Source organism: Streptomyces sp. IBSNAI002 (assembly GCF_052244475.1).
Lineage (GTDB): Bacteria > Actinomycetota > Actinomycetes > Streptomycetales > Streptomycetaceae > Streptomyces.
This window is the reverse complement of sequence record NZ_JBQPXG010000002.1, coordinates 4693963-4711927: the sequence shown is the minus strand read 5'-3', so window position 1 is coordinate 4711927 and position 17965 is coordinate 4693963. Positions and strand designations below refer to the sequence as shown.

General features: G+C 72.7%; 14 protein-coding genes, 4 tRNA genes and 1 other RNA gene. 9 read left to right on the top strand and 10 right to left on the bottom strand.

The genetic code is table 11. The annotated features are described in order from the left end of the window. From ACTVZO_RS22850 to purS, 4 genes are all read right to left on the bottom strand, one after another. Complete coding sequence (locus ACTVZO_RS22850; protein WP_443300167.1) at positions 1-1263, bottom strand: hypothetical protein; 1263 nt, start codon at positions 1261-1263, stop codon at positions 1-3. Between the two features lie 113 nt (positions 1264-1376). Next, positions 1377-3626: a phosphoribosylformylglycinamidine synthase subunit PurL gene (gene purL / locus ACTVZO_RS22845; protein ID WP_443300166.1), complete on the bottom strand. Its 2250-nt coding sequence runs from the start codon at positions 3624-3626 to the stop codon at positions 1377-1379. Next, complete coding sequence (gene purQ / locus ACTVZO_RS22840; RefSeq protein ID WP_443300165.1) at positions 3623-4303, bottom strand: phosphoribosylformylglycinamidine synthase subunit PurQ; 681 nt, start codon at positions 4301-4303, stop codon at positions 3623-3625. Before purQ ends, purL begins: the two co-directional genes overlap by 4 nt. A gap of 2 nt (positions 4304-4305) precedes the next feature. Continuing rightward, positions 4306-4551, bottom strand: coding sequence for a phosphoribosylformylglycinamidine synthase subunit PurS (purS, locus tag ACTVZO_RS22835; protein WP_443300164.1), 246 nt, complete (start codon positions 4549-4551; stop codon positions 4306-4308). 325 nt (positions 4552-4876) lie between these two features. Between purS and ACTVZO_RS22830 the strand changes: the two genes are divergently transcribed. The 8 genes from ACTVZO_RS22830 to ACTVZO_RS22795 all read left to right on the top strand — a co-directional run bounded on the left by ACTVZO_RS22830 (position 4877) and on the right by ACTVZO_RS22795 (position 9377). Next, a complete protein-coding gene (locus ACTVZO_RS22830; protein ID WP_443300163.1) occupies positions 4877-5194 on the top strand; it encodes a histone-like nucleoid-structuring protein Lsr2 in 318 nt (105 codons plus the stop codon). A gap of 87 nt (positions 5195-5281) precedes the next feature. Beyond that, positions 5282-5353, top strand: a tRNA-Gly gene (locus ACTVZO_RS22825). 77 nt (positions 5354-5430) lie between these two features. Next, positions 5431-5506: transfer RNA gene (locus ACTVZO_RS22820), tRNA-Gly, on the top strand. Positions 5507-5660: 154 nt separating this feature from the next. Continuing rightward, entirely contained in the window at positions 5661-6647 is a 987-nt protein-coding gene (locus tag ACTVZO_RS22815) for an ABC transporter ATP-binding protein (RefSeq protein WP_443300162.1), read from the top strand. Beyond that, complete coding sequence (locus ACTVZO_RS22810; RefSeq protein ID WP_443300161.1) at positions 6644-7414, top strand: ABC transporter permease; 771 nt, start codon at positions 6644-6646, stop codon at positions 7412-7414. Before ACTVZO_RS22815 ends, ACTVZO_RS22810 begins: the two co-directional genes overlap by 4 nt. Before the next feature lie 21 nt (positions 7415-7435). Beyond that, positions 7436-8671 (top strand): sensor histidine kinase, encoded by a 1236-nt coding sequence (locus tag ACTVZO_RS22805; protein ID WP_443300160.1) that lies wholly within the window; start codon positions 7436-7438, stop codon positions 8669-8671. Beyond that, entirely contained in the window at positions 8668-9279 is a 612-nt protein-coding gene (locus ACTVZO_RS22800; protein WP_361749834.1) for a response regulator transcription factor, read from the top strand. Before ACTVZO_RS22805 ends, ACTVZO_RS22800 begins: the two co-directional genes overlap by 4 nt. 25 nt (positions 9280-9304) lie before the next feature. After that, positions 9305-9377: transfer RNA gene (locus tag ACTVZO_RS22795), tRNA-Gly, on the top strand. A gap of 47 nt (positions 9378-9424) precedes the next feature. On the opposite strand, the gene ACTVZO_RS22790 is transcribed toward ACTVZO_RS22795, so the two are convergent. The 6 genes from ACTVZO_RS22790 to ffs all read right to left on the bottom strand — a co-directional run bounded on the left by ACTVZO_RS22790 (position 9425) and on the right by ffs (position 17738). Further along, positions 9425-10339, bottom strand: coding sequence for a phosphoribosylaminoimidazolesuccinocarboxamide synthase (locus ACTVZO_RS22790; protein ID WP_443300159.1), 915 nt, complete (start codon positions 10337-10339; stop codon positions 9425-9427). Positions 10340-10436: 97 nt separating this feature from the next. Further along, positions 10437-11918 carry a N,N-dimethylformamidase beta subunit family domain-containing protein gene (locus ACTVZO_RS22785; RefSeq protein WP_443300158.1) on the bottom strand — a complete coding sequence of 494 codons (1482 nt, stop codon included), beginning with the start codon at positions 11916-11918 and terminating at the stop codon, positions 10437-10439. A gap of 158 nt (positions 11919-12076) precedes the next feature. Further along, positions 12077-13759: a hypothetical protein gene (locus tag ACTVZO_RS22780; protein ID WP_443300157.1), complete on the bottom strand. Its 1683-nt coding sequence runs from the start codon at positions 13757-13759 to the stop codon at positions 12077-12079. 300 nt (positions 13760-14059) lie between these two features. After that, positions 14060-15313: a phosphoribosylamine--glycine ligase gene (gene purD / locus ACTVZO_RS22775; RefSeq protein WP_443300156.1), complete on the bottom strand. Its 1254-nt coding sequence runs from the start codon at positions 15311-15313 to the stop codon at positions 14060-14062. Positions 15314-15374: 61 nt separating this feature from the next. Next, positions 15375-17585 (bottom strand): DNA polymerase III subunit gamma and tau, encoded by a 2211-nt coding sequence (locus tag ACTVZO_RS22770; protein WP_443300155.1) that lies wholly within the window; start codon positions 17583-17585, stop codon positions 15375-15377. A 54-nt stretch (positions 17586-17639) separates the two neighbouring features. Continuing rightward, positions 17640-17738, bottom strand: an RNA gene (gene ffs, locus ACTVZO_RS22765) — signal recognition particle sRNA small type. Positions 17739-17845: 107 nt separating this feature from the next. Between ffs and ACTVZO_RS22760 the strand changes: the two genes are divergently transcribed. Next, positions 17846-17930, top strand: a tRNA-Ser gene (locus ACTVZO_RS22760). Positions 17931-17965: the final 35 nt, after the last annotated feature.

Below are 17965 nucleotides of genomic sequence, written 5' to 3'. Positions count from 1 at the left end.
CTACTCGGGCGGGGGCAGCACGAGGCCGGAGCATCCGCGGCGCGCGGCCGCGTCTTCGGCGTATGCCTTGAACAGCTCGTCGAGGCGCGGTCCGAGGACGGTCCGGTAGCGGTACGGGACGGTCATGGTCAGGGTGGCCGGCCGGCCCGCGCAGGTCATCGAGCCGTAGAGCACGCCGTCGAGGCGGCCCGCTCTGCCGGGGAGCACCGGGTGCGGGCTGCCCGAGCCGCGGACGGCCACCGCGACGGCGGCCGCGTCGTCACCGAAGTACGCGCGCGTCCGCAGCCACCAGGGCGAATACCGCAGGGACCCGATGACGTCCTCCCGCTCCTCGCGGGGAAGCAGGCCGAGTGCCCGCTCGGTCCCCTCGGGGCTCATCGCGAGCAGACAGCCCTCCTCGCGGGCGGCTGCGGCGCGGGGGACGCCGGCCGCCCGGTCGGGCAGCCGGTAGCGCTCGGCCGTCCGCAGGTGGGCGGGATACCAGCCGCAGCTGTCCGCGCGCTCGCCCACCGGCCCGAGAGCGGTGACGGGCGCCGGCAGTTCGTCCGGGAGCGGGGGCAGCCGCGTCCGGCAGCCGTACTTCTCGGCGGCTGCCTCGGCGGCCCGGCGGGCGATGCGAGCCAGGACCGGGCGGTCCGCGGCCTCGTGCGCCGTGCTCGGGGAGCTCGCCGTCACGATCAGCGAGGTGGTACCGGCCTTGGCGGGCTGCTCGCACCGGGCCACGACGGTGACGTCGTCGGGTCCGTAGTCACCGAGTGCGCCGTCGCCGAGCGGCATGCGGTCGGGCGACTCGGTCCGCGCTGTCACGTCGCCCGGGTCGCGGTAGGTGCGGAACGGGCCGGTCCTGCGGAGATCGTCGGTGACGTGCAGGTCGCGCGTCACCGGCAGCCCCTCCAGGGCCAGCGTGAACTGGCTGTAGCGGCGCTCCTTGCCGTCGCGGTCCTCCAGGCGGCTCAGCACGCAGCCGTCCGGAACCGTGTCGAAGTCGACGGTGCTCGGGTTCTCGCCGCCGAGCACCACCCGGTCGGCGCCGCCGTCCAGGCGCATCACCGCGTCGGCGTCCACCAGCCCGGCACATGCCCGGGTGATCAGCCCGCGGCTCGCCTCGCGGTCCTGGTGCCTCCCGTACGCGTCGGTCAGCGCCCAGCCGCCGAAGACCACACCGCCCGCACCGGCCATGCACAACAGCAGATTGACCGCGTTGCGCCATCGGCCCCGGTCCGGCAGCGGGCCGCCCCTGGACCGCTCCAACGGTTCGAACATCCCCGCCCCCCGCTCGTGCGCCGTGACGGCGCGACCGACCGTACCAACCACCGCCGACAACGCGGAGGCCCCGCCCACAGGAGGGACGGGGCCTCGTACGACCGAGAACCGGATCAGGCCAGCAGGGCCGGGATCGTCGTCTCGTGGGCCTCGCGGAGTTCGGCCAGGGGGAGGGTGAACTCGCCCTGGATCTCGATCTCCTCGCCGTCCACCACACCGATGCGGGCGACCGGCAGGCCGCGCGCACCGCACATGTCGGTGAACCGGAGCTCCTCGCTGCGCGGGACGGACACGATGGCCCGGCCCGCGGACTCGGAGAACAGGAAGGTGAAGGCGTCCAGGCCCTCCGGGACCACGATCCGCGCACCGTTGCCGCCGCGCAGGCAGGACTCGGTGAGTGCCTGGATCACGCCGCCGTCGGACAGGTCGTGCGCGGCGTCGATCATGCCGTCGCGCGAGGCGGAGATCAGGATCTCGCCCAGCAGCTTCTCGCGGCCCAGGTCCACCTTGGGCGGCATGCCGCCGAGGTGGTTGTGGACGACCTGCGACCAGGCCGAACCGCCGAGTTCCTCAGCCGTGTCGCCCAGCAGGTACAGCAGCTGGCCGGCCTCCGAGAACGCCATCGGCGTACGGCGGTTGACGTCGTCGATCACACCGAGGACCGCCACGACCGGGGTCGGGTGGATCGCGATGTCACCGGTCTGGTTGTAGAGCGAGACGTTGCCGCCGGTCACCGGGGTGCCCAGCTCCAGGCAGCCGTCGGCCAGGCCACGGCAGGCCTCGGCGAACTGCCACATGACGTCCGGGTCCTCGGGGGAGCCGAAGTTCAGGCAGTCGGAGATCGCGAGCGGCTTCGCGCCGGTCGCGGCCACGTTGCGGTAGGACTCGGCCAACGCCAGCTGCGCGCCCGTGTACGGGTCGAGCTTGGCGAAGCGGCCGTTGCCGTCGGTGGCCATGGCCACGCCGAGGTTGGACTCCTCGTCGATGCGGACCATGCCCGCGTCCTCGGGCTGCGAGAGCACCGTGTTGCCCTGGACGAAGCGGTCGTACTGGTCGGTGACCCACGACTTCGACGCCTGGTTCGGGGAGGAGACCAGGGCCAGGACCTGCGCGCGCAGCTCGGCCGAAGTGGCCGGGCGGGGCAGCTTGTTCGCGTCGTCGGCCTGGAGCGCGTCCTGCCAGGAGGGGCGCGCGTACGGGCGGTTGTAGACGGGGCCCTCGTGGGCGACGGTGCCCGGGGGCACGTCCACGATCTGCTCGCCGTGCCAGAAGATCTCCAGGCGCTCGCCGTCGGTCACCTCACCGATGACGGTGGCGATGACGTCCCACTTCTCGCAGATCTCCATGAACCGGTCGACGTACTGCGGCTCGACGATCGCGCACATGCGCTCCTGCGACTCGCTCATGAGGATTTCCTCGGGCGAGAGCGTCGCGTCGCGCAGCGGAACGGTGTCCAGCTCGACGCGCATGCCGCCGGAGCCGGCGGAGGCCAGCTCGGAGGTCGCGCAGGAGAGCCCGGCGCCGCCGAGGTCCTGGATGCCCGCGACCAGCTTCTCCTTGAAGATCTCCAGGGTGCACTCGATGAGGAGCTTCTCCTGGAAGGGGTCGCCGACCTGGACGGCGGGGCGCTTGGTGGGCTTCGTGTCGTCGAAGGTCTCGGACGCGAGGACCGAGACGCCGCCGATGCCGTCGCCGCCGGTGCGGGCGCCGTAGAGGATGACCTTGTTGCCGGGCCCGGAGGCCTTGGCGAGGTGGATGTCCTCGTGCTTCATCACGCCGATGCAGCCGGCGTTGACCAGCGGGTTGCCCTGGTAGCACTCGTCGAAGACGACCTCGCCGCCGATGTTCGGCAGGCCCAGGCAGTTGCCGTAGCCGCCGATGCCCGCGACCACGCCCGGCAGGACGCGCTTGGTGTCGGGGTGGTCGGCGGCGCCGAAGCGCAGCGGGTCCACGACGGCGACCGGGCGGGCGCCCATGGCCAGGATGTCGCGGACGATGCCGCCGATGCCGGTGGCCGCGCCCTGGTAGGGCTCGATGTACGAGGGGTGGTTGTGCGACTCGACCTTGAAGGTGACCGCGTAGCCCTGGCCGACGTCGACGACGCCGGCGTTCTCGCCGATGCCGACGAGCATGGCGTCGTTCTTGGGGGCCTTCTTGCCGAACTGGGCGAGGTGGACCTTGCTGCTCTTGTACGAGCAGTGCTCGGACCACATGACCGAGTACATGGCGAGCTCGGCGCCCGTGGGGCGGCGGCCGAGGATCTCCCGGATCCGGGCGTACTCGTCCTCCTTGAGGCCGAGTTCCTTCCACGGCTGGGAGGAGTCCGGGGTCTCGGTGGCGTTCTTGACGGTGTCGAGGGTCATGCGGAAACCAGCTTCTTCAGGACCGACGTGAAGAACGGGAGGCCGTCGGTGCGGCCGGTCCCGATCAGCGGCTCGACCGCGTGCTCGGGGTGCGGCATGAGGCCGACGATGTTGCCCGCGGCGTTGGTGATGCCGGCGATGTCGCGCAGCGAGCCGTTCGGGTTGCCGTCCAGGTAGCGGAAGGCCACGCGGCCTTCGGCCTCCAGTTCGTCGAGCGTGCGCTCGTCGGCGGTGTAGCGGCCGTCCATGTTCTTGAGCGGTACGGAGATCTCCTGGCCGGCGGTGTAGTCGCCGGTCCACGCGGTCTCCGCGTTCTCCACCCGCAGCCTCTGGTCGCGGCAGATGAAGTGCAGGTGATTGTTGCGGAGCATCGCCCCCGGCAGCAGGTGGGCCTCGGTGAGGACCTGGAAGCCGTTGCAGATGCCGAGGACGGGCATGCCGGCCCTGGCCTGCTCGATGATGGTCTCCATCACCGGCGAGAACCGGGAGATGGCTCCGGCGCGCAGGTAGTCCCCGTAGGAGAAGCCGCCCGCGAGGACGACCGCGTCGACCTGGTGCAGGTCCTTGTCGCGGTGCCAGAGCGAGACCGGCTCGGCCCCCGCGAGGCGGACGGCGCGCAGCGAGTCACGGTCGTCGAGCGTTCCGGGGAACGTGACGACTCCGATGCGAGTGGTCACCGTCAGGCCTCGACCTTCACGGTGAAGTCTTCGATGACGGTGTTGGCGAGGAAGGTCTCGGCCATCTTGTGGATGCGGTCGAGGGTGGCCTGGTCGACCGGTCCCTCCACCTCGAGCTCGAAACGCTTCCCCTGGCGGACGTCCGCGATTCCCTCGAAGCCCAGGCGCGGCAGTGCACGCTGCACCGCCTGGCCCTGGGGGTCGAGGATCTCCGGCTTGAGCATGACGTCGACTACGACGCGTGCCATCGGGCACTCCCGTGTGTGGTTGGTGCGAAGGCGGTTCCCTCAGCGTACCCGGCCGAAATTTCTACGCGGGTAGATATCACGGAGAGGTGATCACCGGGCCGTTTCGGCTTCACCAACGCTTCGCAAAATCCGACGGAAAACCACGCGCCCGGCATTGCGGCGGGACACGCGGAGAGAATTAACTGGGCTTCGCAATGCAATGGGAATCGGGGTACAAAGGAATCACCCGGGATTCCGGATGAATGATGCATTGCCCCGAAACATCCACACAGTCGACATCGCCCCACGTCAGCAGGGAGCGAGTCGCACGAAGGGACCGATATCCGTGGCGCACCGCGTAGTAGTCACGCTCTCCGACGACATCGATGGCGGAGAAGCGGCGGAAACGGTCGTGTTCGCTCTGGACGGAAAGTCGTACGAGATCGACCTCAATGTGGCCAACGCAAAGAAACTGCGGAAGGGCCTCGCGCCCTTCGTGGCCGCAGGACGCCGCCAGTCGCGTTCGGGGAAGGCCTTCAAGCACACGTCCATCGCCCCCGATCCGGCGGTCGTCCGGGCCTGGGCCCGGTCCAACCAGCACGAGGTGCCGCCCCGCGGCCGCATCCCCAAGAAGATCTACGAGGCCTACAACGCGGCCCACTGAGAGCCGATTTGCCATCCACCCCCCTCAGTCGGCTAGTGTGTGGATCACGCCGAGGGGCCAGACCGCAGGTCAGAGCCCCGAAGTCGTGCGGGTGTAGTTCAGTAGCAGAACATCCTCCTTCCAGGAGGAAGGCGCAGTGTGCGATCCCTGTCACCCGCTCTGCATCGGTTTACCGGCCACCACAGTGGATCAGGTAGAGTGATGCACGCACTGCTCGCAGTGCACGCAGTAAACCTGCGGACGTAGCTCAGTTGGTAGAGCACCACCTTGCCAAGGTGGATGTCGCGCGTTCGAGTCGCGTCGTCCGCTCCATTGGAGAAGACCCCGGTCATTACGACCGGGGTCTTCTTCGTGTTTCTCGTTTCTCTCCCCGTGCCGCGGTCCCTCCCCCTGCCCTGACAAATGTCATCGCGGATCATGACAGCGCGCACTGCCCCGGCCCTTCCGGCGCCGCGAGGCTGGAGTCATGACTGACACCGTGATCGACGTCGAGGAGCTGCGCCGGGGCTACTCCGGCGGTTTCGAAGCCGTACGGGGCGTCTCCTTCTCCGTGGCCCGCGGCGAGGTCTTCGCCCTGCTCGGCACGAACGGCGCCGGCAAGACCTCCACCGTCGAGCTGCTGGAGGGACTGGCCGCGCCGAGCGGCGGGCGGGTCCGCGTCTTAGGGCTCGATCCGTACACCCGGCGGGCCGAGGTCCGCCCGCGCACCGGCGTCATGCTCCAGGAGGGCGGCTTCCCCTCGGACCTCTCGGTCGCCGAGACCGTGCGGATGTGGGGCGGGGTCACCACCGGTGCCCGGCCCGCGGCGGAGGTGCTGGACCTGGTGGGCCTGGGCGCGCGCGCCTCCGTACGCGTCAAGCAGCTGTCCGGCGGTGAACGGCGGCGCCTCGACCTGGCGCTGGCCCTGCTGGGACGGCCCGAGGTGCTGTTCCTGGACGAGCCGACCACCGGCATGGACCCCGAAGGGCGCCGGGACACCTGGGCACTGGTGCGGGAACTGCGGGACCGGGGGACCACGGTGGTGCTCACCACGCACTACCTGGAGGAGGCCGAGGAGCTCGCCGACCGGCTGGCGATCCTGCACGAGGGGGAGCTCGTCCTGTCCGGCACCCCGGCCGAGGTGACCGCCACCCGGCCCGCCCGGATCCGCTTCACGCTGCCCGACGAGGTGCCCGCGGCCCGGCTCCCGCTGTCGCTGCACGCGGCGGCGTACGGGCAGCGCGTGGAGATCCGTACCGCACGGCTCCAGGAGTCCCTGACGGAACTGCTGCGCTGGGCCCATGACTCCGGGGTGCCGCTGGACCGGCTCGACGCCCGGTCCGGCTCGCTCGAGGAGGCCTTCCTGGACATCGCGCAGGGCCGCCGTACCGAAGGCGCGGCCGTCCCGGCCGGCGCCCCGGAGACCGCCGGGGCGAACGCTCCGGCCGACGCAGTGACGGGAGCAGCCCGATGACCGCCTTGACCTTCAACCTGAACCCCGGCCGGCTCACCGCACTCGGCCGCAGCGAGCTCACCCTGCTGGTCCGCAACCGGGCGGCCCTGAGCGTGGCCCTGCTGATGCCGGTGCTGATGGTCTTCGTCCTGCGCTCCACGCTGGGCGGGTCCCAGGGCGCGGCGGCCGTCGGCGAGGCCACGCTGACCGGCGGGATCGGCATGGTGCTGCTGCTCGTCGTGTACATGAACCTGGTCTCCGCGTTCGTGGCACGGCGCGAGGAGCTCGTACTGAAGCGGCTGCGCACCGGCGAGGCGACCGACCTGGAGATCCTGGCCGGGACCGCACTGCCGTCCGCCGTCCTCGCGGTCGGCCAGATCACCGTCCTCGCGGTCGCCGGGGCGGCCGCCCTGCACGTGCGGATGCCGCAGAGCCCGCTGCTGCTCGTCGCGGCGGTGCTCGCCGGGATCGTGCTGCTCGCCGGGATGTCGGCGCTGACCAGCGCCGTGACCCGCACCGTGGAGAGCGCGGGCGTGACCACGCTGCCGCTGTTCCTGCTGACCGCGCTCGGCTCCGGGCTCGTCGTACCGCTCGATCGGATGCCCGGCCTCGCGGCCTCGGTGTGCGAACTGCTGCCGCTCAGCGGGGTGATGACCCTGGTACGGGCCGGCTGGAGCGGCGGCGCCGGGGCCTCCGGGCTGCTGGGGGCGGCACTCACCACACTGGCCTGGGTCGTGATCACGGTGTTTGCTGTGCAGAAGTGGTTCCGCTGGGAACCGCGCCGCTAGAGGATCCGGGGGACGGGAACCGTGTCGAAGCTGACGGGGTGGTGGAAGAACCGCAGCAGTGCGGAGAAGGTCGAGCTGTACACGCGCTGGTCGTGCCATCTCTTCGTCCTCCTGGAGATCGTCTCCTTCGGGCTGCTCCCGGTGGCCGTCGAGGCCTCGGAGCGGCCCCTGCTGGCCCTGGCCCTCGGCCTGCTGGTCTGCGCGCACGCGGTGCTGTGCGGATTCGTGTACTCGCGGGGGATGGACTGGGTGGTCGGCCGGCGCGAGCGCCCCGTCCGGCTCCTGGTCACCGTCGCGGCCGTGACGGCCGCCTTCGTGGTGACGGTGCTCGTCCTGCGCCGGTACGGGGCGTTCTCCGACCCGGCGGTGGCCCCGCAGCTGATCGTGGGGGTGACCGGGTTCGGGAGCGGGGCCATGGTGATGTGCCTGCCCTCGGTGCGGCAGATGCGGTACGTCGGCCCCGCCTGGTCGGGCGGCACGGGACTGGTGGTCCTGGCCCTCGGACTGTCGGCCGGAGAGGCCCTCGGGTACGTGGTCGGCATCCTGCTCTCCGGCCTCTTCTTCTCCCTGGCCTGCGGGTTCACCAACTGGCTGCTCATGACCGTCTGGGAGCTGGACCGCTCCCGCGAGGCCCAGTCGCGGCTGGCCGTCGCCGAGGAGCGGCTGCGCTTCGGCCGGGACCTGCACGACGTGATGGGCCGCAACCTGGCGGTGATCGCGCTCAAGAGCGAGCTGGCGGTCCAGTTGGCACGGCGCGAACGCCCGGAGGCGGTGGACCAGATGATCGAGGTGCAGCGGATCGCCCAGGAGTCCCAGCGAGAGGTGCGGGACGTCGTGCGCGGCTACCGGGAGGCCGATCTGTCGGTCGAGCTCGAGGGCGCGCGCGGGGTGCTGAGCGCGGCCGGAATGGACTGCCGGGTGGACTTCGCGGCCGGCCGGGCGCTGCCCGCCGAGGTGCAGTCGGCGCTCGGCTGGGTGGTGCGCGAGGCGACCACGAACGTGCTGCGGCACGGGGACGCGCAGCACTGCCTGATACGGCTGACCGCGCCGGAGGCCGGGGCCGTGACCCTGGTGGTCGAGAACGACGGGGCGCCCGAGTCTCCCGCCGGGCCGCCCGGCTCGGGGCTCGCCGGGCTGCGCGAGCGGCTCGCGGTGCTGGACGGGACCCTGCAGGCGGGGCCGGTGGCCGGAGGCCGGTTCCGGCTGTGCGCCGAGATCCCGAGTGCCCACGTGCAAGGACTGGAGGTGCGGGCGTGAGCCCCGTACGCGTACTGCTCGCCGACGACGAACACCTGATCCGCGGGGCGCTGGCCGCGCTGCTGGCGCTGGAGGACGACCTGCTGGTGGTCGCCGAGGCCGCCTCGGGGCCGGAGGCCCTGGCGATGGCGCGGGCGCACCGGCCGGACGTGGCCGTGCTGGACCTCCAGATGCCGGGGGCGGACGGTGTGAGCGTCGCCACATCGCTGCGGGCCGAACTCCCGGACTGCAAGGCCATGATCGTGACCAGCCACGGCCGTCCCGGACACCTGAAGCGGGCCCTGGCGGCGGGGGTGCGGGCCTTCGCCCCGAAGACCGTCTCGGCGCAACGGCTGGCCGAGCTGATCCGGACCGTGCACGCCGGAGGGCGTTATGTGGACCCGGAGTTGGCGGCCGACGCGATCAGCGCGGGGGACTCTCCGCTGACCGCCCGGGAGGCGGAGGTGCTGGAGTTCGCGGCGGACGGGGCGCCCGTCGCGGAGATCGCGGAGCGGGCCCGGCTGTCGCAGGGGACCGTACGGAACTACCTGTCCTCGGCGGCCACGAAGCTGGGTGCCGAGAACCGTCACACGGCAGTGCGTCTCGCACGCGAGCGAGGTTGGGTATAGTAGTTCTCGCGCTTACGGCGCACCTGCGGACATAGCTCAGTTGGTAGAGCACCACCTTGCCAAGGTGGATGTCGCGCGTTCGAGTCGCGTTGTCCGCTCAGAACGAAGAAGCCCCCGGTCCTGCGGCCGGGGGCTTCTTCGTGTCTCAGGCCTCGCTCTGCCAGGTCAGGCCGGTGAGCCGCTCGTAGGCCTCGACGTACTTGGCGCGGGTCTGCTCGACGACCTCCTGCGGGAGGGCCGGCGGCGGGAGTTCGCCCTTCGGGTCCCAGCCGGAGGCCGGGGAGGCCAGCCAGTCGCGGACGTACTGCTTGTCGAAGGAGGGCTGCGCGTGGCCCGGCTCCCACAGGTCTGCCGGCCAGAAACGGGAGGAGTCAGGGGTCAGCACCTCGTCGGCGGCGACCAGCGTGCCGTCCTTCGGGTCGAAGCCGAACTCGAACTTGGTGTCCGCCAGGATGATCCCGCGCTCGCGGGCGATGTCCCGGGCGCGGCCGTACACGGCGAGGGTCGTCTGGCGCAGCAGGGCCGCGGTCTCGGGGCCGGTGGTGCGCGCGACCTCCTCGTACGAGACGTTCTCGTCGTGCTCGCCGACCGCCGCCTTGGCTGCCGGGGTGAAGATCGGCGCGGGCAGCTCGGATCCGTCCACGAGGCCGTCGGGGAGGGCCAGCCCGCAGACCGTGCGGGTCTGGCGGTACTCGGCGAGGCCGGAGCCGGTGAGGTAGCCGCGGGCCACGCACTCGACGGGGACCATGTCGAGGTTGCGGCAGATCAGCGTGCGGCCCGCCCAGTCGGCGGGGGCGCCGGCGGGCAGGTCGGTGGAGATGACGTGGTTCGGGACGAGGTCCGCGAGCTGGTCGAACCACCACAGGGAGAGCTGCGTGAGGACGCGGCCCTTGTCCGGGATCTCGGTGGGCAGCACCCAGTCGAAGGCGGACATGCGGTCGCTGGCGACCATGACGAGGCGGTCTTCCTCGTCGCGGTAGAGGTCGCGCACCTTGCCGGTGTGGAGGTGGACGAGGCCGGGAACCTCAACCGGCTCGGGCTTTTCGACGAATCCGGACACGGGGTCTCCCTGTGGGTCTGTACAAGCGCAAACCCATTCTCCCGTACGGGGCCGCCCGCCCGGGCAGGCGGGGGTGCCGTGCGCGCCCGGCGGGATCTCAGTCCCGCTTGCAGATCCGGTCGAGGAGGTTGGCGGTGGCGCGCTGCACGCGCTCGTCGACGTGGCCGGGGCGGTCGAGCGCCGGTGACCAGGCGAAGGTGCCGGAGGCGAAGACCAGGGCGCCGCTGGGCGCCCGGTAGAGGGAAGTCTCCTGGTGGCGGCGGTGGTTCTCGCTGTCGAGGTACGGGGAGTGCGCGAGCAGGATGCGCTCCTGGTGCGCGGGGAGCTGGGTGCGCGGGAAGTACCGGTCGGCCTCGCCCGCGACCAGGCCGGGCAGTTCGTCGTTCTCCCCCGCCCCGGTGGAGTTCCACAGCCAGTGCGTGGCGTTGCGCACGATGAGGGGCGCGGGTTCGGGGACGCGTCCCGCGTACTGGATGCCGAGCAGCTGCTGCTCCGGGCGGTCGACCTCGCGCCAGAGGCTCGGGCGGCCCGGGCCGCGGCGTTTTCGGCAGGTCAGGAGCCTGTCCTCGACTCCGGAGGGGGAGGGGCCGAGCTCGACCTGCCAGTACATGGTGTTGGCGGAGAGGAAGACGAGGGAGGTGCCGTGGTCGCGGGCGCGCTCGACGGTGCGGCGCATGGGCGCGGACCAGTACTCGTCGTGGCCGGGGAAGACCAGGCCGCGGTAGCGGGTGGGGTCGACGCGGCCGGCGTGCAGGTCGCGGGTGTCGGCGTAGGCGAGGTCGTAGCCGTAGCGCTCGGCCCAGCGGATGAAGTCGTAGGCGTGGCCGACGTGCAGGGGCAGGCCGGCGCCCGCGTACGGGCGGTCGAAGGAGACGGTGTGGGCCGCGTCCTGCTCGCCGAGCAGCCGTCCGTCCTCGTCCCAGGCGTGGTAGAGGCTGGCGCCGGTCCGGCCGTCCTCCGGGTAGAGGTTGTAGGCCTGCCAGGTGATGTCGGGGAGCAGCAGCAGGAGGTCGGCGGGGTGGTCGTCGCGGACCGTGAAGGGGATGTGGGAGCGGTAGCCGTCGGCGGTGGTGAGGACGGCGACGTAGGCGCCGATGCTCCAGTACGAGGGGACCTGGAGGCGCCAGGACAGCCACCAGTGGTGGCAGGAGACGGTGCGGTCGGCGGCGAGGGGGGCCGGCTGGACGATGCCGGACAGGCGCGGGCTGGTGGTGATCTTGGAGGCGCCGTCGCCGCCGTAGTGGCCGATGCGGTAGACGTCGACGGAGAACTGCTGGGGCGGGTCGACCGTGATGTGGAAGTCGATCGCCTCGCCGGGGGCCACGGCGCCGGTGGAGGCGAAGCCCTTGATCTGGCGGTGCACGTCGTCGGCCGTGCGGGGGCCGCCGGTACCGCCGCGGCCGCGCGGGAGCTGTCCGGGGGCCAGGGCCGGGTCCACGTACCAGGGGACGACCTGGCCGGTGTCGTCGAAGTAGAGCTCGCTGCCCCGGAACCAGGGCAGGGGGCCCTGTCCGAAGGGGTCGTTCACCGCGTGCGCGAGCGCACCTGACTCCCAACGCCGGATCTGGTCCGCACCCATAACCGCTCCCCTCCCTCGCTCCCCCGAACGGGCAATGCATCGAGCCGGTCCCAGCACATCACATAACGCACGCAGTCCGTCACCGTTCGTCGCGAATTGACGTGATCGGAACACAGGGATCCGGTTGTGTGTGCGATCCGTAGCCCGTCCGGGAGGCGTCAGACGAGGCGGACGGGCTTCTCGGGGCGGACGCCGAGGTCCGCGAGCCAGTCGCGCAGGGGCTCCGGATCGCCGTCTTCGACCAGGCACAGCACGCGGGGCGCGAGGTCGGAGCGGCGGTCGCCGCCGACGAGCAGGACCGGGCCGTCGAGCCAGTCCAGGCCGGGTGCGGCCCCGGCGGAGTCGACGGCCGCGCAGCAGACCATGGCGGTGACGTGGTCGGCCAGCAGGTCCCGGCCGCTGCGCGGGGGCTGGAGCGGGAACAGCGGCACGGCGTCCGCACCGCGTGCCTTCCCGGTGTCCGCGGCCGAACCGGCGGCGCGCTCCTCGCGGGCCAGGTCGCCGCTGAGCCGTCCGGCCAGGGCCTCCCCGGCCGCGCCCGCGCCGGCGGGGTCGGTGAGGTAGCCCAGCACCCGCTCCAGCGTGGGACCGGCGAAGCCGTCCACGGCGGCGGGCGCGGGGGGCGGGGTCGCGGGGGCGGGGTCCGGTGTGGCGGGCTGCGCGACGGGGGACGCGGCCACCCCGGTCAGGGCGTCCAGCGCCGAGTGCAGGCGGGCCGCCTCCGTGCGCCACTTGCGGTCCACGACCTCCTCCGGATAGGCCGCCCAGTCCACCGGGGACCACTCCGGCCCGGTCTCGGCCGGACCGCCGTGGAAGAGCCGCGCGGCCAGCAGCGAGGCCGCCTCGTCGATCGCGCCGGGCTGTTCCAGCAGGTCGCAGGCGGGGCGCTCGCCGAGGCGCGAGGTGAACCCGTCGGCCAGCCGGTCGCGCCGGGACAGCTCGGTCAGCGCGGAGACCACCCCGGCGTCGAGGTGCGCAGGCCAGCGGCCCATCCGCCAGGCGGGCAGCGCGACCCGGGTCAGCAGCCGGTCCCAGCCCGCGTAGGCCAGGCCGACCTGCTCCTGGGCGACGATGCGCAGCCCGTAGTCCACACCCTGTGCGCGGTCCGAGGCGGCCGCGGCCACGCCGCGCTCCATCTCGGCGGCGTCCACCCGGCACAGCCGCAGCAGCAGCCGGGCGGGGACGGCGATCCAGCCGAGGCCCCGCCGGCCGCCCACGTCCACGGCGGCGTCCAGACCCCGGACGAACCCGCGGGCGTCGGCTATGTCCGGGTGGGCGGAAGGACCCGTACCGGCGACGACGGGGGCGAGGACGGCGCGCAGCTCGGCGACCCGCATCCACCACAGGAACGGCGAGCCGATGACCAGCACCGGGGCGGCGCCGGGCTCGGACTCCGGCCCGGCGGATATGCCGCCGCGGCGGTGCGCCGCGTGGGTGCGGTCCTCGAGCCAGCTGTCACAGTCCGGGGTGAGGGCTATCGCGGAGGGCGCCGGTACGTTCATGCGGTCGGCGAGGTCCCGCACCAGCCGGTACAGATCGGGGGCGGCGGCCTCGGACAGCGGCACCGTCGGTGTCACGGCCGGGCTCGCCCGCAGGACCACCGCGCCGAAGATCCCGCCGACGAGCAGCACCAGCACGGCGGCCCCGCAGACGGCGAGGGTCACCGCGGGCCAAGGGTCACCGGCCAGCCGGCCCGTCATCCGGGCGGCCACCAGTACCACCGCGAGGGCGGCGGGCAGCAGCCCGACGGCCAGGGCCCTGCTGCGCACGCGCAGCACGGCCAGGGCGCGGGAACGCGCGGACGGCACGCCCACGTCCATGATCGAACCGGTTCCGGACACGGCCGGACCTCACCCCCTCTGCGCTGCGGCGGCTTTGCTCACTCCCCCACTGTGACACCCGCCACTGACATCGCAATGCCGGTGGGCCAAGTGCCGGAACGAGTGCCGGAATGCTTGCGCCGCACCCTAGTTGGGGCGCGCCCGGGCGTCAGCCGGACCGGGGGACGATCACCCGATGGAATGGCTTTGGGCAAAGGTGGGTGCGTTCGAACGCGGCCGGATGCAGTCGCACGCGAACGCGCCCGCGGGCCCGGGCGCACCTCGTGCGCACCGGGCCCGCGGGGGTCGCTCTGCCGCAGCTCAGGGGCGTTCGGCCGCCTTGGCCGCGATGTCCGTACGGTGCTGCGAGCCGTCCAGCCGGATCCGCGCGACGGCCTTATACGCCTTCTCTCGGGCCTGTGCCAGATCAGAACCGGTCGCCGTCACCGAGAGCACGCGGCCCCCCGCGCTGACCACCGAGCCGCCCTCGCGCCGGGTCCCGGCGTGCAGCACGTACGCATCGGGGGCGTCCTGCGCCGCCACCTCGTCCAGACCCTCGATCACGTCGCCGGTGCGCGGGGTCTCGGGGTAGTTGTGCGAGGCGACGACCACCGTCACGGCCGCGTCCTCACTCCAGCGGAGCGCGGGCTGGGCGTCCAGGGTGCCGTTGGCGGCGTTCAGCAGCACGCCCGCGAGGGGGGTGCTCAGCCGGGCCAGGACCACCTGGGTCTCGGGGTCGCCGAAGCGGGCGTTGAACTCGATGACCCGGGTGCCGCGGCCGGTGATGGCCAGGCCCGCGTACAGCAGTCCGGAGAAGGGGGTGCCGCGGTGGCGGAGCTCGTCGACGGTCGGCTGGAGCACCAGCTCCATGACCTCCTCGACCAGCTTGGGGTCGGCCCACGGGAGCGGCGAGTACGCGCCCATGCCGCCGGTGTTGGGGCCCTCGTCGCCGTCCAGGGCCCGCTTGAAGTCCTGGGCGGGCTGGAGCGGGAGCACGGTGACGCCGTCGGTGATGGCGAAGAGGGAGACCTCGGGGCCGTCGAGGTACTCCTCGATGACCACGCGGTCGCAGGCGAGCGCGTGGGCGCGGGCGGCGGCGAGGTCGTCGGTGACCACGACGCCCTTGCCGGCGGCGAGGCCGTCGTCCTTGACGACGTACGGGGCGCCGAAGGCGTCGAGGGCCTCGTCCACCTCCTCCGGGGTGGTGCAGACGTAGCTGCGCGCGGTCGGGACCCCGGCCGCGGCCATCACGTCCTTGGCGAAGGCCTTGGAGCCCTCGAGCTGCGCCGCCTCGCCGGACGGGCCGAAGACGGGGATGCCGGCGGCGCGCACGGCGTCGGCGACTCCGGCGACCAGCGGGGCCTCCGGGCCGACGACGACCAGGCCGGCGCCGAGTTCGGTGGCGAGAGCGGTGACGGCATCGCCGTCGAGGGCGTCGACCGGGCGGAGCTCGGCCACCTCGGCGATGCCGGCGTTGCCGGGAGCGCAGTACAGCGCGGAGACGTCGGGGTCGAGGGACAGAGAGCGGCACAGGGCATGTTCGCGGGCGCCGCCGCCGATGACGAGGACCTTCACGCTGCTCAGCCTAGCCCGGACGGCGCAGCCGGATTCGTGCGGCCACCCCAATCAGACGGGGCTACTCATTCGTGTATTCCTCCACAACGGTGGCTCCGAGCTCGCGCACGATCAGGTCGTGTCCGGTCAGGGCGCTCTCGACGAGGTCGGGATCGTCGTCCTCGGCGAAGTCGTCCTCGGGGGCGACGGGCGGGGGCGCCTGCTGTACGGGGGGCTGCGGGGCGGAAGCCGACTGCTGGGGCTGCTGTGGCTGGTACTGCTGCGGGGCGGGGGCGGACGGGGCCGGCGCCTGGGTCGCGGGCGGGGGGCTGTAGGCCGGGGCGGGGGCTGCCGGGGCTCCGTACGAGGGCGCGGACTGGAGCGGGGCCGGTGCCGCGCCGGCCACCACGGCGTCGATCTTCCAGTTGACCTGGAACTGCTCGGCCAGGACGGCCTTGAGCACGTCCTCGCTGCCGCTGCTCGCGAAGTTGTCGCGGGCTCCGGGGTTGGGGAAGCCCAGCTGGAGGGTGGTCCCGTCGAAGCCGGTGACCTGGGCGTTCTGGCTGAGCAGGATCCAGGTGAAGCGGCGGCGGTTCTTGACGGCCTCCAGGACCCCGGGCCACATCGCCTGGACCTGCCCCGCGCCGGCGGCCATGCCGGGCGAGGGCGCGGGGGCGGCGGCCGGGGCCGCGGGGGCCGGGGCCTGGGCGGCCGGTCCGGGGGCGGCGGGCGCGGGAGCCGGGACCCCCTGGCCGGGAGCGGCAGCGCTGGGCCAGGCACCGGGGGCGGCGGCCGCGGCGGGGGGACGGGCTCCGGGGGCGCCGCTGCCGGGCTGCGCGGCTCCGGGCCATGCGCCGGGTGCGGGCGCGGCGGCCGGGGCGGGGGCCTGGGCAGGGGCCGGGGCGGGGGCCGGGGGTGCGGCCTGCGCCGGTGCCTCCGGCTGCGCGGCGGCCCGTACCGGCTCGGGAGCCGCCGCCGGAGCGGGGGCCGCGACCGGAGGCGGGGCCTGTACGGCGGCGGCACGCGCCGCGGCGACGCCGCCACCCGGACCCGCGGGCGCCATGGCGTGCGCCTCCGGCCCGGGCACGTAACCCAGGGCGGGCCCGGCGGGCGCGGGGGCGAAGGCGGCGGCCGCCCCGCTGCGCTCCAGCCGGTCGAGGCGGGCCTGGAAGGACCGCTCGTCGTCGAAGGCGGCGGGCAGCAGCACGCGGGCGCAGATCAGCTCCAGCTGGAGCCGCGGCGAGGTCGCGCCGCGCATCTCGGTGAGCCCGGTGTTGACGAGATCGGCGGCGCGCGACAGCTCGGCGGCCCCGAACACGGACGCCTGGGCCTGCATCCGCTCCACGACATCGGCGGGGGCGTCGATCAGCCCCTTCTCCCCGGCGTCGGGCACGGCGGCCAGGATGACCAGGTCGCGCAGCCGCTCGAGCAGGTCGGCGACGAACCGGCGCGGGTCGTTCCCGCCCTCGACCACCCGGTCCACGACCTCGAAGGCGGCGGCCCCGTCTCCGGAGGCGAAGGCGTCGATGACCGAGTCGAGCAGCGACCCCTCGGTGTACCCGAGCAGGGAGGTCGCCATGGCATACGTCACACCGTCATCACCCGCACCGGCGAGCAGCTGGTCCATGACGGACATCGAGTCGCGCACGGACCCGGCGCCGGCGCGCACGACCAGCGGCAGCACGCCGTCCTCGACCGAGGCGCCCTCGCGGCCGCAGACCTCGCCCAGGTACTCGCGCAGGGTGCCGGGCGGCACGAGCCGGAACGGATAGTGGTGCGTCCGGGACCGGATGGTCCCGATGACCTTCTCGGGCTCCGTCGTCGCGAAGATGAACTTGAGGTGCTCCGGCGGCTCCTCGACGACCTTCAGCAGGGCGTTGAAGCCCGCCGAGGTGACCATGTGGGCCTCGTCGATGATGTAGATCTTGTACCGGCTCGACGCGGGCCCGAAGAAGGCCTTCTCCCGCAGGTCACGGGCATCGTCCACACCACCGTGCGAGGCGGCGTCGATCTCGATCACGTCGATGGACCCGGGGCCGTTCCTGGCCAGGTCGCGGCAGGACTGGCACTCCCCGCACGGGGTGGGAGTGGGACCCTGCTCACAGTTCAGGCAGCGGGCGAGGATGCGCGCGCTGGTCGTCTTTCCACAGCCGCGCGGCCCGCTGAACAGGTACGCGTGATTGACCCGGTTGTTCCGCAGGGCCTGCATCAGCGGGACAGTGACATGCTCCTGCCCGATGACCTCGGCGAACGACTCGGGGCGGTAGCGGCGGTACAGCGCAAGGGACGACACGTCTACGAGGTTATCCGGGCCCACCGACAACGGCGGCCCACCTGGCCCCCCGGAACGCAAAGCGCCCCCCACGCACCCGCCAGAGCCCACTTACCCTTGCTGCCTTCCGGCCCTGGGGGAGTTGGGTGAGATAGCGCCACGTGAGGGGCTGACCCCACCCTAGCGGATGGACGCCCCCGGAATCGAGCCCGCCCCCGGCTCCGCCCTCCACGAACGATCACGTTCGCGAGCACCCCTCAACGTCTTGTATTGTTTGCGGCGGAGGATTCGCCTAGTGGCCTAGGGCGCACGCTTGGAAAGCGTGTTGGGGGCAACCCCTCACGAGTTCGAATCTCGTATCCTCCGCAGCCGCCTGAACAGGCGAAACGAAGAGCCGGACC